A 13,999-nucleotide genomic window follows, 5' to 3' on the forward strand; every position below is an offset into this window, starting at 1 on the left:
CACCCTCGGGCCGCCCGCCGTCCCAGCGCGTTTCAGTACCCTGAAACGCCGTCTCGCGGGTCAGGCGTTCTCGGTGACCGGGGCGAGTTTCCGGCTTTTGTCGAAGTGGACGACGTCGGCGAGGGTGCCGCCCAGGATGGCCGCGCGGTCCTCGTCGTTCACGCCCTCGAAGTTCTCCGCGATGCACTCCGCGCTGCTGCGGAAGGTGCCCTCCGCGTGCGGGTAGTCGTTGCCCCACATGACCGTGGACAGGCCGGTGATGTGCCGCGCCTTGACGGCCGTGGGGTCGTCCGCGAACTGCACGTGGATCTGGCGCCGGACGTACTCGGTGGGCTTGAGCGGGTAGGGCCACTTGTCGTTGATCGCGAACAGCCGTCCCATCGAGGGCTGTTCGGTGGCGGGGTGGTTGTCGTCCCAGAAACCCAGCCACCAGTCGGGGTCCTGGCCGGTGCCCGTCTTCCACGCCTTGTCCATGTACCCCATGAAGGAGACCAGCCAGCCCGCCGTGTACTCGATCAGGTTGAAATGCAGGTCCGGGAAGCGCTCGCACACCCCGCCGCCGACCAGGCTGGCGATGATGCCCTGCGGACCCGCCACCCCCGCACCCGCCGCGAAACCCATCGTCCGGCCCGCCACCATGTCGTCGGTCAGATTGCCCTTGCCCATGTTCATGGACGTCATCAGACCCCGCACGGTCTGCGCCGTCCCGGAGACCTGCTCCTTGACCTTCACGCCACCGGTGGCCACGTGGATGAAGACCGGCAGGCCGTGCGCCTGCGCCGCGGCCCAGATCGGGTCGTACTCGCGGGCGTAGTACGGCAGCGGCGGAATCTCCGGGAGGAGGATCGCGCCGAGCCCCAGCCTCGCGATCCGCTCGATCTCCGCCACGGCTGCGGGGACGTCCGTGATCGGGATCGCGGCGGTGGGGCGCAGCCGGTCCTTGTAGGGGAGGTAGCGCTCGACGAGGTAGTCGTTCCACACGCGCGCATGCGCCATCGACAGCTCGTGGTCGTCGGTGAACAGGACGAACAGCGAGAGGTTGGGGAACATGACCGAGGCGTCGACGCCGTCGAAGTTCATGTCCCGGATGATGTGGTCGGGATCGCCGTCCGGGGTCTCCCCGCCGGTCTGGCGGTACTTGGAGATGGTCCAGCCGTCGAACCCGATCGTGTGCAGCTTCTTGAACTCCGTGTGCCCGCCCGGCACGATCGGCTCGTCGAGGGTGAACTCCTCCTCCCACAGCGCGCGTTCACGCAGCACCTTGGGCAGGCGGGTCTTGAACAGATCGACCGGCTCGATGATGTGCGAATCACCGGACACCACAAATTCCTTGAACACAGGCGGTACCTCTCTTCGAACTCCGTCGTCCGTAGCCAGAAGGCCGACCCCCAGATATCTGCGAAGTTAGCTGTACCGACCGGTCGAGTCAATAAAAGGTGCACACCCCTGGCCCACCTCGCCCAATTCAGTACACTCAACACGGGACACACTGATGAGGGGACGGCACATGACGACGACGTACTCGTTCTCTTCGCGGCTCTACATCGACGGACGGCACACCGACGGCACGTCGGACGCGCGGATCGTGGTACGCAATCCGGCGACGGAGGAGACGATCGCCGAGGTACCGGACTCCTCGCCCGCGGATGTGCGTCGCGCGGTCGAGGCGGCGCGGCGGGCCTTCGACGAGGGGCCGTGGCCGCGGCTGCGGCCCGCCGAGCGGGGCGCGGTTCTGCTGCGCATGGCCGAGGAGTTGGAGCGGCGGCTGCCCGAACTCGTCGCCGTCAACATGGCCGAGGCGGGTTCGGTGCGCGCACTGGCGGAGACTCTCCAGACCCGGGTGCCGGTGGCGCATCTGCGGGACATGGCCGAGCGGGTGATGCCGGCCTTCGCGTGGGAACGCCCGATGGATCCTACGATCGCGCCGGGCATCGGCATCTCCCAAGGGGTGCTGCGCCGCGAGGCGTTCGGGGTGTGCGCGCTGATCTCCGCCTACAACTTCCCCTTCTTCCTCAGCATGATGAAGGTGATCCCCGCACTCGCCGCGGGCTGCGCCGTCGTACTCAAAGCCGCGCCCCAGACCCCTCTCGACTCGCTGCTCGTCGGCGACTTCGCGGACGCGGCCGGACTGCCGCCGGGCGTGCTGAACATCGTGACCGGTGACGTCGAGGCCGGCCGCGAGCTGACCACGCACCCGATGGTGGACCTCGTCAGCTTCACCGGGTCGGACACGGTGGGCCGCATGGTGTACACCCAGGCCGCCGCCTCCATGAAGAAGGTGGTGCTGGAACTCGGCGGCAAGTCGGCGAACATCGTGCGCGCGGACGGCGACCTCGACGGCGCCGTCCGCTCCGCGCTCGCGGGCATCACCACCCATGCGGGACAGGGCTGTTCGCTGCTGACGCGCACGCTCGTGCACGAGTCGGTCCACGACGAGTTGGTCGCCCGGCTGAGCACGGCGCTCGCCGGGGTCAGGGTGGGCGATCCCGCCGACGCGGCCACCACGATGGGCCCGCTGATCAGCGCGGCCCAGCGGGACAAGGTCGAGAAGCTGATCCGGGTCGGCGAGGAGGAGGGCGCCCGCATCGTCTGCGGCGGCAGGCGCCCGGCCGGCCTCGACAGGGGCTACTTCGTCGAACCCACGCTCTTCGCCGCCGTGGACAACGCGATGACCGTCGCCCGGACGGAGTTCTTCGGACCGGTCGGTGTCGTCATCCCCTTCCGCACCGACGAGGAGGCGGTACGGATCGCGAACGACAGCCCGTACGGGCTGGGCGGTGCCGTGTGGAGCGCCGACACCGTGGCCGCGTACGACATGGCGACCCGGCTCCGCACCGGCGGGGTCACGATCAACGGCGGCAGCGCCGGGGTGAACCCGCGGGCGGCCTTCGGCGGATACAAGCAGAGTGGACTCGGCCGGGAGTGGGGCGAGTTCGGGCTCGACGAGTATCTGGAGACGAAGACGGTGAGCTGGGCGGCACGGTGACCGGTGCGACGCCCGTGGCCGCTCCCGGGGGGTGGCGAGCATGGTCGGGTCGGCCCTGGATCTCGACCGCCGACCTAAAAGAGGATACCTTTCTCGTGCTACAGATCTGTCGTGGACAGGGTGGTGGCTGGTGAACTTCGAGCTCAGCGAGGAGCAGGCCATGCTGCGCGAGGCCTCGCGCGACCTGCTGTCCGACCGGGCCCCGCTCGCCCTCGTACGAGCGTCGCTGGACCGTTCCGAGGACGTCGACCCCGAACTGTGGCGCCTGACCTCCGCCCTCGGATGGCCCGGCCTGGCCCTGCCCGAGGAGTACGGCGGGTCCGGCCAGGGACTGGTCGAACTCGCCCTGTTTGCCGAGGAGTTGGGCCGCGCACTCGCCCGTGGCCCGTTCCTGCCGACGACCGTCGTCGGCCGGGCGATCGCCCACGGCGGTTCCGAGCGGCTGCGCGCCGAGGTGCTGCCCGCACTCGCCGCCGGTGAGGGCTGGGCCGCCTGGGCCTTCGCCGAACCGCACGCGCCCTGGACACCGGACGGCGTCCACGCCACCGCCCGCACCGAGGGGAACGGGGTCGTCCTGGACGGGGTCAAGACCGTGGTGCAGGATGCCGGCGGTGCCCGCTGGCTGCTGGTCACCGCGCGCCACGAAGGCGAGCCGGCGTGCTTCCTCGTCGACCGCGTCGCCCCCGGTGTCACCGTCCGGCGGCAGCGCGTCCTGGATCCGACGCGCGCGTTCCACGAGGTCCGCCTGGACGCCGTACGCGTGCCGTTGGACGCCCGTCTCGACGGCGGACCGGCCCAGATCCAGAACCTGCTCGACGAGGCGTCCGTCCTGCGGTGCGCCGACGCGCTCGGTGTGATGGAGCGGATGCTGGAGCTGACCGTCGAACACACCAGGAGCCGGGTGCAGTTCGGGCGGCCGATCGGCGGTTTCCAGGCCGTGAAGCATGCCTGCGCCGACATGGCACTGCGCGTGCACGGCACCCGCGCCGCGACGTACTACGCGGCGATGGCCGCCGACGCCGGTGCCGACGACACCGCCCGGGCGGCCTGTGCCGCAGCCTCCTACACGACGGCCGGTACCGGTGAAGTGGCCGCGTGGGCGCTGCAGTTGCACGGCGGCATCGGTTTCACCTGGGAGCACGACCTCCACCTCTATCTGCGCCGGGCCAGGGCCGACCGGGTCCTGTACGGGGACACCGCCGTCCACCGCGACCGGCTCTGCACCCTCCTTCAGCGGTCCGCCGCGTCCGTCTGAGCCGAGCGAAAGGGAACGGAACCGTTCGATGGAGATCAAGGGCAAGAAGGCCGTGGTGTTCGGCGGTGCGTCCGGGATGGGCCGGGCCAGTGCCGAGTCGCTCGCGGCGCGGGGCGCCGAGGTCGTCGTACTCGATCGTCCCGCGTCGGCCGGTGCCGAGGTGGCCGCGGCGCTGGGCGGGCGTTTCCAGCCGGTCGACGTCACCGACTTCGAGGCGACGGAGAGTGCGCTGGCCGCCGCCGTGGAGTCACTGGGCGGCTTGCACGTCTCGATCACCACTGCGGGCGGTGGTACGGCGAAACGGACACTCGGCAGGAACGGCCCGCACGACCTCGACACCTTCCGCCGCGTCCTCGACCTCAACACGGTGGCCACCTTCAACATCAGCCGGCTCGCGGCGGCGCACATGAGCCGCAACGAACCCGAGGACCCCGACGGTGAGCGCGGTGTCATCATCAACACGTCGTCGATCGCCGCCTTCGAGGGGCAGGTCGGGCAGGTCGCCTACGGGGCCGCCAAGGCCGCCATCGCCGGCATGTGTCTCACCATGGCGCGCGATCTCGGCTCGCTAGGCATCCGGGTACTGGCCATCGCGCCCAGCCTGTTCGAGACGGGCGCCGTCGAGAAGATCCCGGACGAGGCGCGGGCGGTGCTGGTCAAGGACGCGGCGTTCCCCAAACGCCTGGGCCGGCCGGAGGAGTACGCCAAGCTGGCGCTCGCCATCGTCGACAACCCGATGCTGAACGGCCAGTGCCTGCGGCTCGACGCGGGGCAGCGGTTCAGCCCCAAGTGACCGGTGCCGGGGGCCCATTGGAACCAGGACGACGACGGGAGCAATCGTATGCCGGACGGTAACGAGCAGCAGGGCAAGGTCGCGTTCATCACCGGGGGCGGGCGCGGGTTCGGCAGGGCGTTCGGCGCCGCGCTGGCGGCGCGGGGTGCGCATGTCGTGCTCGCGGACATCGACGGCGCCGCGGCGAAAACCGCCGCCGCCGAACTCGGCACCCTGGGCGGCAGCGTGACGGGGGTGACCTGTGACGTGGCCGACGAGACCGCGGTCGAGACGGTCATCGGCGAGGTGGCCGAACGCCACGGTGGTCTCGACATCCTGGTCAACAACGCGGGCCTGCACGCGGCTTACAACCGGCCGTTCACAGAACTCGGCCTCGCGAACGTACGGCGCGTGCTCGACGTGAACGTCATGGGCGTCGTCATCTGCTCCCTCGCGGCGCAGCGGGCCATGCGGGGACGCGCCGGCGCCGCCATCGTCAACATCTCCTCGTCGGCCGCCTACGCGAACCGCAGCGTCTACGGCGTCTCCAAACTCGCCGTACGCGGACTGACCGTGTCCTTCGCGCGCGAGTTCGCCGCCGACGGCATCCGCGTCAACGCGATCGCCCCGGGCCTGATCTTCACCGACACCGTCCGCGCCGAACTGTCGGAGGCAGAGGCGAAGCGGGTGTTGGGCGAGCAGATCCTCCAACGGGAGGGCGAGGAACGGGACATCGTCGAGGCGCTGCTCTATCTGATCTCGTCCAAGGCGTCGTTCATCACGGGTGAGACGCTGCGGGTGACGGGCGGGTTCGCGCTCTCGGTCTAGCGTGCGGCGGGGCGGATTCGCGCCGCACGCAGGCGGAAGCAGCTGAGGCGATACGTCCGGGAGTAGAGGAGATCCGCTACGGGACGGCCAGTTCGGAGGGTTCCGCGGTCTCCGCTGCCGCCTCCTCCTCTTCGGATTTCACGGCGCGCAACAGCACGATCGGCGTGGCGATCTTCCAGATGAAGTACACGAGCGTGGGGAGCATGTTCGCGAGGAGTCCGTTCCAGGCGAACGGGCCGGTCTTGGTGAGGAACACGAAGGCGCCCGGGATGAGCAGAACTCCGAGTACCAGGTTGAGATAGCCGAACCAGCGCGGGAACACCGGCTTGGCCCGGTTGTCGACGAGTGCCGCGTATCCGATCGACCAGACCTGGAGGACGAATATGCAGGCGTTGCCGACCAGCATGAGCCAGTAGATGTCCGACATCGCGTAGAGCACGTCGGGCGAGTGGCTTTCCGGGCGATAGGCCGCGGCGGCGAGTATCGCGATCGGGAAGAAGAAACCGATCGGTGCGACGACGCCGGTGAGGAGCTGGACCATGGAGAGCAGCCCCCACCCGCCCTCGATACGGCGCATCTGCATGCTGGTCACGACGACGAACGGGTACTCGAACGGGACCACAAGGACCATGATCGCGGCGCAGGCGAGGATGCCCGTCCGGTGGTCGGTGAGGAATGCGACGACGCCTTGGGCGTCCGTCGTCGGATCCATCGGCGTGATGAGATGGCCGACGGAGAACGCGACGGCGAAACCGAGCAACAGCACAAATCCGCACCACGCGGAGATGCGTTCCAATCTGAAGTGCAGGTCTTGGCGCATCAACGGATCTCCTTTGATCTCGCGGCTCAAACTTTTGCGCTCTTACCAGCCGACCAGCCTGTCCAAGAGCAGCGTCGCGCTCGACAGATAGTCGCCGTACCCACCCCGGAAGAAGAGCAGCGGGGTCTTCATCGATTCGACGCGGAGCGTGCGGACCCGTCCGACGACGAGTTGGTGGTCGCCGAGTTCGACGATTTTCTCGACCGTGCAGTCGACCCACGCGACGATTCCGTCCAGGACGGGATTGCCGAGCGGGGATTCCTGCCACTCGGCTCCCTCGAAGCGATGCGGGCCGCCGGCCATCTGCCGGGACAGGCGTTCCTGGTTGCCCGCGAGCGCGTTGGCGCAGAATCGCCCGGCCGTGCGGATCGTCCGCAGGGTGCTGGAGGAACCGTCCACCAGGAAGGACACGAGCGGCGGTTCCAAGGACACGGACATGAAGGTGCCGACGATCATTCCCCGGGGTTGCCGGTCGGCGTCCGTCGTGGTGATGGCGACCACGCTCGTGGGGAAGTGCCCCAGCACCTCACGGAAGTAGCGCCCCTCGACCGCGTCCGTCACGGCCCCTCCTTGTTCTCGTACGCTCGTCTTCGACAGGCCGTCAGATCAGGACGCGCATCGCCTCGGGCAGCTCAAGTCCCATCTGGGCAAGGGCGTTGGCGTGATAAGCGGACCCGGGGACGTGGATCATGTGCTGGAGTCCCACGTGCGCGTCGCGCCAGAACCGCTGGATCGGGTTGCCGCGCCGGATCGCGTTGCCACCGGACCGTACGAAGATCTCGTCCAGGGCGGAGACGGCACGCCACGCGCAACGGACCTGGTTGCGGCGGACGTTGGACCGGTCCTCGATGGTGACGGGCTTCCCGGCCTCGACCTGGTCGTACAACCGGCTGATGCCGTCGATGAGTTGGACCCGCGAGGCGGCGATCTCCGCGGCTGCCTCTCCGGCGGCGTACAACACATAGGGGTCGTCGCGTACTTGGACCCCGGTCACGGCGACGCGGTCGCGCTGCTGGGAGAGGTGGAGGGCGAGGGCGCCCTCGCAGATGCCGACGACCGCGGCGGTGATCCCGAGGGGGAACATGGAGCTGAACGGCAACTTGTAGAGGGTGTCGGTGAGTCCGACCGCTTCGGCGGCGCTGCCCTCCTGGACCGCCTCCTGCCTGATGGTGCGGTAGGCGGGGACGAACGCCTTGTCGACGACGACGTCCTTGCTGCCGGTGCCCGCCAGGCCGATCACGTCCCACGTACCGTCGATGATCTCGTAGTCCGAGCGCGGCAGCACGACATGGAGTACGGAGATCGGTCCCGCCGGCTTGCCCTTGCCGTCGCCGACGAGCGCGCCGAGGAAGTCCCAGTCGCAGTGGTCGCTCCCGGAGGAGAAGGGCCAGCGTCCGCTCAGGACGTATCCGCCGTCCACGGGGTCGGCGATGCCGTTCGGCATGTACGGCGAGGCGATCCAGGTGTCCGGGTTGTCGTCCCACACCTCGTGTGCGAGCCGGGGGTCCAACTGGGCCAGCTCCCAGGGGTGTACACCGACGACACCGCACACCCAGCCCGCGGCTCCGTCGTGCCGCGCGACGGCCATCACCGCTTCCGCGAAGTCCCGGGGGTGGGCGCTGTGGCCGCCGAACTCCTTGGGCTGCAGAAGCCGGATCACTCCTGCCGAGCGGAGCAGTTCGACGGTCCGGTCGCTCAACTTGCCGAGTTTCTCGTTCTGTTCGGCGAGTGCGGCCAGTTCGGACCCGAGATCCTCGACACGGTTGACCACTTCATGCGTCACGCCGCACACCTCCTGCTGACTGGTACCTCGCAAGTGCCGCGCACGCGCGGCGGGATGATCCCAGTCTGTTTCCGAGGCCGACCGCCCGCTGAGCGTCTTCCGCTGACCGGGACCCGATGGTCTACCGCTGTACGTGCGTACCGTCCACGGCGGACACCATGCTCAGGTACCGGGTTCGGCGCGGCTCCGCACCATGTGCAGCGCCGTACCCGCCACCGCGCCCATCCGGCGCTTGCGGAGGTCCAGAACCGGTGTGGTGGCCGAAATACCCTGGGACGCCAGCAGGTTCATCAACGCCCAGATGATGTCGGGGCGTCCCGTCACCGGGATCTCCTGGCCGTCCAGGGCGATGACCGTGGCCTCGGTGACACCCGCGAGGAGGTTGGTGCGGGCCCAGTCGACCACGTACGAGAGGCCGTTCGGGCTGACGGTGAGGACGACCTCCTTGGTGCGGTGCAGGACCGTCAGGTAGTTCATCGGTACCGTCAGCCGCCGGGCGGCGTCGAACGGGGGTGTGCCGTCCGCCGGTTGGATGCGCAGCACCGTGTCGAGGACCGGGCCGTGGTCCTGGAAGGTGGTCCTGGGACGCATCTCCAGGAAGCGGGCGCGCACCAGCACTCCGCCACGGCGTGACCATCGTCGGCCGACGGAGCCGAACGCGCCCTTCTCACCGGGGAGTTCGTCCGCCAGCCGGCGGGCTTCCTCGCCCGGCTCGCTCACCGGCGCCTGTTCCTCGGGGAAGGCGCGGTCCCGGTCGGCCAGAGCTGCGTACCGTGCCGCCGTGTGCGGGTCCAGGTGCCGGAGGTCGATCGTGTCGCCGGCCATCCTGGTGCCGCCGATCTCCCTTGAGATCCGCATCTGTTGGAGCTGGCGACGGGGGCGACGGGTGGCGTCGGACAGTCGGCCTTCGAGGTCGATCACCCGGCAGGTTCTCGTGCCCGCGAGCAGGGCGCTGCGCGGCCACGAGGGGGTGACCGTGCGCTCGGCCCCCGGAGTGGCCGGACCGACGAGGACGACCAGGCGGCCCGCCGTGATCACCGAGAGACACAGGGACGGCACCCGCCACTCGCCCGTGACCTCGAACCCGGCGGCGGCATCGGTGTTCTCGGCGTCGCGCACCCGCAGTCTCAGCCTGATCAGCGGCGTGAACTCGTCGGGGGTGTAGTCGCCGTAGTGGGTGGTGAAGGTCGCCTCGCCGTCGGGGCTGTAGCGGACCAACGACGCCTCCAGTACGTCCGCCCGCACCAACTGCGCCTGCGTCGAGCCCTGTTGGTTCCAGGGACTCCACATCACGAACGCGTCGTCCCCGTACGGCATCCGCTCGCCCTTGACGCGGTCCCTGCGTGTGATGCGCGGAAACTCCTGTCGCGTACTCGTGAACGCCACGACGGGGATCGTGATCGTGCCGGCCAGCCCGAAGCCGATCAGCAACGCCGGCCAGCCCCAGCCGGGATCGTCGCTCCAGGCGGTGCACCCGACCAGGAGGAAGAACGGCGCCGCCGACAGGCAGACCGCCGAGAACAGCAGATTGCCCACGAACACACCGGTACGGCTGCGCATTTGGTCCTCCTCCATGCAGGTGATCACCACTACAACTCGACGCGGTACCGGCCGCCGGCCGGGTCGACGACGGCGTTGAACCGACGTCCCACGCGCAGGGCGGGATGGTGTGTGCGCCGCCAGGTCGTCTCGAACGTCCGCAGCCCCTGCCCGGTGATCCGCAGACCCACCGCGACGCCGGAACTCTCCCCGTCCCAGTCGAAGTCGGTCAGGTCGGTGATCTCCGCGGTGGCCGGGACCCCGACGGCGTCGAGCTGCCGGTTCTCCTCCCGGCCGGCGACCGTGGTGCCCCAGAGCCCCAGTCCCAGGGGAACGAAGACCAGCGTGAACACCACGCCCATGCTCATGAGGTCCGCGCCGGTGAAGACGGCGAAGCCCAGCATGACCGGGCCGCACAGGGCCGTCCCGGCGGACAGGACGTACAGGGACACCGCGTCCCACAGTCCGACCCGCGAAATCGCCGACATCCGCGCGGGCTCGGGGCCGGTCCCGTCGTCGACCCGGTCGTCGACCCCGTCATCAGCCATGTCAGTGCTCCGCGACCGGGGGCCGGCTCCGCTCCAGCCGCTCCGCCAGGGCTTCCAGGCCGGCGCGGCGGGCCGGATCGTAGAAGACGGACTGGCGTCGTCTGTCGGGGCGGGTGCGGATCACCAGGAGGCGGCTCCGGCCGGGGCGGATCTCCAGGCGGGGCTCCTCCCAGAGGTGGTAGCGGCCGGCCTCGGCCTCGCCGAACACCTCCAGCACCCGGCCGTCGAAGGAGAGCAGGGTGGAGTCGGTCGCCGGCACCTCGTACACCAGGGTCTGCGTCACGGTGCCACGCCGTCCCCGGCGTAGAGGTAGCTGCCGGGGTGGGCGGGGTCGGCCACCAGCAGTACCTGCTCGCCGGCGCGGGGGATCCGCAGCTTGGAGGCGATGGTGTGGAGGGTGATCCGGTCGGTGCTCCCGGTCGGCTGCACGACCAGGTCGACGACCGGGTCGTCGTTGATCAGTTGGCCGGTGTCGCCGATCGACACGACGACGGCGGTCGTGGTCGGCGCTCCCGCGGCGAGCAACTGCTGTACGCCGAGGCCCGAGTTGTACGCGCCGATCGACTGCTGGACCCTGGCGAAGTCCTCGTTGCCGAGGAAGGCGCGCGTGGTACGGCCGTAGAAGCCCTTGCCACTCGCCACCTTGCCCACGATCTCGGCGGCCCGCTCCTCGCGGCTCATGCGCCGCTTCCCGAAGATTCCCATGACTGCTGCTCCTTCTGGTCCCTGTGACTGTCCTTGGCCTTTCCGCCTCACGGTGTGGACGCTAGGCGGCCCGGGTCGCCTACCGATCCCAGGTTCGCCCGCCCGATCTCGGACGACGTACGCTCCTGACATGCCGTTTCCGAGTCAGCCGACGGGCGAGCGCCGACCGCGCGCGATGGTCATCGACCGTGCGTGGCGCGGTCTGGGGCCCGGGCTGGAATCGCTCAGCGGCCCCGGTGGCGCCCCGCTGACCCGGACGGTCAAGCTGATCGTGCTGCCGTTGATCGTCCGGCCGGCGTCGCACCCCGAACTCGCGGTGGACTTCCTGGCTCCGGAGCAGGCCGTACAACTCGACGCGCTGATACGGGAGTCCGGTACGCGGCTTGTCGCGACGGCACAGTGGTTCACCCTGCTCAAACGGACCCGCCGGGCGCTGGGCGTCGTGGCGGGCAACCCCCAGGATCTGTACTTCCAGCGGTGTTTCGAGCTGGCCGTGGAACAGGGAGCACCCTCGGCCGACAAGGACTCGGTCGCGGGCGCGTTGGCCAGGGCCGTCGTCGAGGACGTGGCGCACGCGGACGGCGGCCGGACGGTGGACGTCCTGAAGCGGTATCTGGCCGACGCCGCCCAACAGGCCCGACTCGACGGGGAGTTGAGCACCCTGTGGGCCGGTCGTCAGTCGGCTCCGGTCGCCGATACGGCCACTGCGGTCACGCTGGCGACCGAGGTTCTGGAGGCCTGCGGCGGGGCGGAGGGGCCGCTGAACGCACCGTCGTACGCCTCCATGGTCGAGGCGGGACACGGTGGTCTGTTCGGCCGGGTCCTGTGGGCGCACGCGAGCGGGGTGTGGGGCGATGAGGATCTACCGGCCCATCTCGGGCTGACGGAGCGGCAGTTGCCGTCGCGTCCGCAGGTCGGCCGGGGTGCTTCGACGGCGACACTGCCCGCGCCGCTGGACCGCACACTCTGCGAGCGGCTCTTCGTCGTCCTGCAGTCGTCGGCCCGGCGCGAGGAGTTGCCGACGGTGCCGGAACTCGTCGGGCGGGAGGTCGGCCGCAGTTGCGCTCCGCTCGGTCTGTACGACGAGAGCCTGCGCGTCGCCGTCGTGCTCGGCGGCCGGCTCGCCGTCGGCCTCGACCCGCTGGGCACCGGGGAATCCGCGCCGGGGCGGACTGCCGCCCACCGCGCTGTGAACAGCCGTTGGCGACGGGAGGCCTCGGTGCTTCGCGCCCGCCGGATGACCGTCTCGCCCCGTCCCGATCCGGACGGCGGTGTGCTGGACGCCCTCGCCCGGGATCTCCGTACGCCGTGGGCCGCCTACATGCGGCGGCTGTGGGTGCGGTTGCACGGGCGGGACGTCCGCGACGCGCCCTTGCCGGATGCCGCGTCGGCCTGGGCGGTGCTCGACGGCGTCGCCCGCTCGGTGATGATGGACCACCGGGCCAGGGTCCGGTCGGCGCTGCGCACACTGTCGGCGGCACCCGCCGTGCCGGAAGCGGCCGAGTCGAGGAGCGCGTGATGGCGCCGGGCCCCAGGGATGTCCATGTCGGGCGGGACGACGACGGCACCGTCCGGGTCGCCGGTCCTGCCGCCGGTCCCGACTTCACCCGAGCGGTTCTCGACGTCGCCGGAGCGGTGCTGACCTGGAACGTCCTCGGGGACCCGGCGCCGCCGGTGGCCGAGATCCACGATCCGGCGCGGGCGCAGCAGTGGCTGTGGGCAATCTACGGCGAACGCACCGCCGCCGCCGTGCACGCCTGCGCGGCGGGCGAGTCGGTCGCGGTGCGGGTACCGGCGGACATGACCGCGCTCGCGGGCGGCGCCGCCCGGCTCGGCCTCGGGCACTGGGCGGCGCGCTGGTGGCCGGCGTCGCATCTGGACGGGATACCCGCGCTCGAACCGAACGTCCTCGGGCTGGAGTTGGCCGCTCTCACACACGAGTGCCAGCAGCTGTTCGACGACGGCGGTGACCAACCCGACGACTGCGTGGCCGAGTTGATCGAGGTGCACCAAGTCGCCCTGGACCAGCTGGTCGAGTGGTGGCACGCCACCTCGCCGTCTACGGACACGGCACGCCATCTGGAGAGCGTCCTGTGGTCGGTCGACGACGCGGCGGACAGCGCCGGCTTGGACGGGCAGGCTCTGCGCCGCCTTCGGTCGTCGCTGGATCGGCCCCGTCGGGACGGCGCCCCGGTCGACCTCGCCTCGCTGTTCGTACGACACCGCGACTACGCCCTTGCCGCGGGCGAACCACTCGTCGCGGGCGGCAGGTTGATCGCGCGCGGCGCGGGCACCAACGACTGGCGCCGCTACCCGCCCGGCTTCGTCGACGCCTCCGAGACCGCGGTGTCCTGGACCGCCCGCGCGCTCGGCGCGCGCCGACAGATCGAGGTCGAGGTCGTCGCGCATCTCGCGGCACCCGTCGCCGGTGCGCTCCTCGTCGCGGAGGTCGGGGTCGACGGCGGCCTCCCGAGTCGGGTGCCCCTCGCCCGGCGGGACGACGTGTGGAGCGGCCGGGCGGACCTGGAACTGCCGGCCGGGGAGACACAGCCGCGTATCGAGATCGGTCTGCTGTTGCCCGGGTTCGACCCGGGTCCGGGGCCCGAGGGCGCCGCCGACCGCGACGCGATCCGCGCGCTGGTCCGACGACGACTCGCGACGGCGGCACAGCCGTTCGCGTACAACACATCGACGTACGAGGGAACTTCGGGACCCTTCCTCGCCGAGATCGCCGCCACCACCGCCGATGAGGACTACTGACGG

General features: G+C 70.3%; 14 protein-coding genes. 6 read left to right on the plus strand and 8 right to left on the minus strand.

Going from position 1 to position 13,999, the window contains the following annotated elements; genetic code table 11:
- Positions 1 to 60 precede the first annotated feature (60 nt).
- Positions 61 to 1,320 carry an amidohydrolase family protein gene (locus ACIQBL_RS32030; RefSeq protein WP_401947709.1) on the minus strand — a complete coding sequence of 420 codons (1,260 nt, stop codon included), beginning with the start codon at positions 1,318 to 1,320 and terminating at the stop codon, positions 61 to 63.
- A gap of 187 nt (positions 1,321 to 1,507) precedes the next feature.
- Here ACIQBL_RS32030 and ACIQBL_RS32035 point away from each other — a divergent pair, with 187 nt between their 5' ends.
- The 4 genes from ACIQBL_RS32035 to ACIQBL_RS32050 all read left to right on the plus strand — a co-directional run bounded on the left by ACIQBL_RS32035 (position 1,508) and on the right by ACIQBL_RS32050 (position 5,841).
- Positions 1,508 to 2,986, plus strand: a complete 1,479-nt coding sequence (locus ACIQBL_RS32035; protein ID WP_401947712.1) for an aldehyde dehydrogenase family protein — start codon at positions 1,508 to 1,510, stop codon at positions 2,984 to 2,986.
- 130 nt (positions 2,987 to 3,116) lie between these two features.
- Positions 3,117 to 4,241 (plus strand): acyl-CoA dehydrogenase family protein, encoded by a 1,125-nt coding sequence (locus tag ACIQBL_RS32040; RefSeq protein ID WP_401947715.1) that lies wholly within the window; start codon positions 3,117 to 3,119, stop codon positions 4,239 to 4,241.
- Between the two features lie 28 nt (positions 4,242 to 4,269).
- The gene (locus ACIQBL_RS32045) at positions 4,270 to 5,034 is read left to right on the plus strand and encodes an SDR family NAD(P)-dependent oxidoreductase (protein ID WP_401947718.1); all 765 of its coding nucleotides are present in this window, start codon (positions 4,270 to 4,272) and stop codon (positions 5,032 to 5,034) included.
- A gap of 48 nt (positions 5,035 to 5,082) precedes the next feature.
- On the plus strand, positions 5,083 to 5,841 hold the full coding sequence (locus ACIQBL_RS32050; protein ID WP_401947721.1) for an SDR family NAD(P)-dependent oxidoreductase: 759 nt from the start codon (positions 5,083 to 5,085) through the stop codon (positions 5,839 to 5,841).
- Between the two features lie 76 nt (positions 5,842 to 5,917).
- Here ACIQBL_RS32050 and ACIQBL_RS32055 read toward each other — a convergent pair whose 3' ends face one another.
- From ACIQBL_RS32055 to ACIQBL_RS32085, 7 genes are all read right to left on the minus strand, one after another.
- Positions 5,918 to 6,661: a hypothetical protein gene (locus ACIQBL_RS32055; protein WP_401947723.1), complete on the minus strand. Its 744-nt coding sequence runs from the start codon at positions 6,659 to 6,661 to the stop codon at positions 5,918 to 5,920.
- 42 nt (positions 6,662 to 6,703) lie between these two features.
- Positions 6,704 to 7,222 carry a flavin reductase family protein gene (locus ACIQBL_RS32060; protein ID WP_401947726.1) on the minus strand — a complete coding sequence of 173 codons (519 nt, stop codon included), beginning with the start codon at positions 7,220 to 7,222 and terminating at the stop codon, positions 6,704 to 6,706.
- A gap of 40 nt (positions 7,223 to 7,262) precedes the next feature.
- Positions 7,263 to 8,444 (minus strand): hydroxylase, encoded by a 1,182-nt coding sequence (locus ACIQBL_RS32065; protein WP_401947729.1) that lies wholly within the window; start codon positions 8,442 to 8,444, stop codon positions 7,263 to 7,265.
- A 162-nt stretch (positions 8,445 to 8,606) separates the two neighbouring features.
- On the minus strand, positions 8,607 to 10,004 hold the full coding sequence (locus tag ACIQBL_RS32070) for a hypothetical protein (RefSeq protein WP_401947732.1): 1,398 nt from the start codon (positions 10,002 to 10,004) through the stop codon (positions 8,607 to 8,609).
- A gap of 29 nt (positions 10,005 to 10,033) precedes the next feature.
- The gene (locus tag ACIQBL_RS32075; RefSeq protein ID WP_401947735.1) at positions 10,034 to 10,531 is read right to left on the minus strand and encodes a hypothetical protein; all 498 of its coding nucleotides are present in this window, start codon (positions 10,529 to 10,531) and stop codon (positions 10,034 to 10,036) included.
- A 1-nt stretch (position 10,532) separates the two neighbouring features.
- Positions 10,533 to 10,814, minus strand: a complete 282-nt coding sequence (locus ACIQBL_RS32080) for a hypothetical protein (RefSeq protein ID WP_401947738.1) — start codon at positions 10,812 to 10,814, stop codon at positions 10,533 to 10,535.
- Positions 10,811 to 11,236, minus strand: coding sequence for a hypothetical protein (locus ACIQBL_RS32085; RefSeq protein WP_401947741.1), 426 nt, complete (start codon positions 11,234 to 11,236; stop codon positions 10,811 to 10,813). Before ACIQBL_RS32085 ends, ACIQBL_RS32080 begins: the two co-directional genes overlap by 4 nt.
- 130 nt (positions 11,237 to 11,366) lie before the next feature.
- Between ACIQBL_RS32085 and ACIQBL_RS32090 the strand changes: the two genes are divergently transcribed.
- The gene (locus ACIQBL_RS32090) at positions 11,367 to 12,755 is read left to right on the plus strand and encodes a hypothetical protein (protein ID WP_401947743.1); all 1,389 of its coding nucleotides are present in this window, start codon (positions 11,367 to 11,369) and stop codon (positions 12,753 to 12,755) included.
- Positions 12,755 to 13,996 (plus strand): hypothetical protein, encoded by a 1,242-nt coding sequence (locus ACIQBL_RS32095; protein WP_401947746.1) that lies wholly within the window; start codon positions 12,755 to 12,757, stop codon positions 13,994 to 13,996. The genes ACIQBL_RS32090 and ACIQBL_RS32095 overlap by 1 nt, the downstream gene beginning before the upstream one ends.
- The last annotated feature ends 3 nt before the right edge of the window (positions 13,997 to 13,999 follow it).

Source organism: Streptomyces sp. NPDC088350, assembly GCF_044753545.1.
GTDB lineage: Bacteria > Actinomycetota > Actinomycetes > Streptomycetales > Streptomycetaceae > Streptomyces.

Bases quoted from the DNA above. Each gene is read 5' to 3' on its own strand.
- ACIQBL_RS32050 (WP_401947721.1), top strand. From the start codon at position 5,083: ATGCCGGACGGTAACGAGCAGCAGGGCAAGGTCGCGTTCATCACCGGG.
- ACIQBL_RS32070 (WP_401947732.1), bottom strand. From the start codon at position 10,004: ATGCGCAGCCGTACCGGTGTGTTCGTGGGCAATCTGCTGTTCTCGGCG.
- ACIQBL_RS32085 (WP_401947741.1), bottom strand. From the start codon at position 11,236: ATGGGAATCTTCGGGAAGCGGCGCATGAGCCGCGAGGAGCGGGCCGCC.
- ACIQBL_RS32045 (WP_401947718.1), top strand. From the start codon at position 4,270: ATGGAGATCAAGGGCAAGAAGGCCGTGGTGTTCGGCGGTGCGTCCGGG.
- ACIQBL_RS32055 (WP_401947723.1), bottom strand. From the start codon at position 6,661: ATGCGCCAAGACCTGCACTTCAGATTGGAACGCATCTCCGCGTGGTGC.
- ACIQBL_RS32090 (WP_401947743.1), top strand. From the start codon at position 11,367: ATGCCGTTTCCGAGTCAGCCGACGGGCGAGCGCCGACCGCGCGCGATG.
- ACIQBL_RS32095 (WP_401947746.1), top strand. From the start codon at position 12,755: ATGGCGCCGGGCCCCAGGGATGTCCATGTCGGGCGGGACGACGACGGC.
- ACIQBL_RS32075 (WP_401947735.1), bottom strand. From the start codon at position 10,531: ATGGCTGATGACGGGGTCGACGACCGGGTCGACGACGGGACCGGCCCC.
- ACIQBL_RS32035 (WP_401947712.1), top strand. From the start codon at position 1,508: ATGACGACGACGTACTCGTTCTCTTCGCGGCTCTACATCGACGGACGG.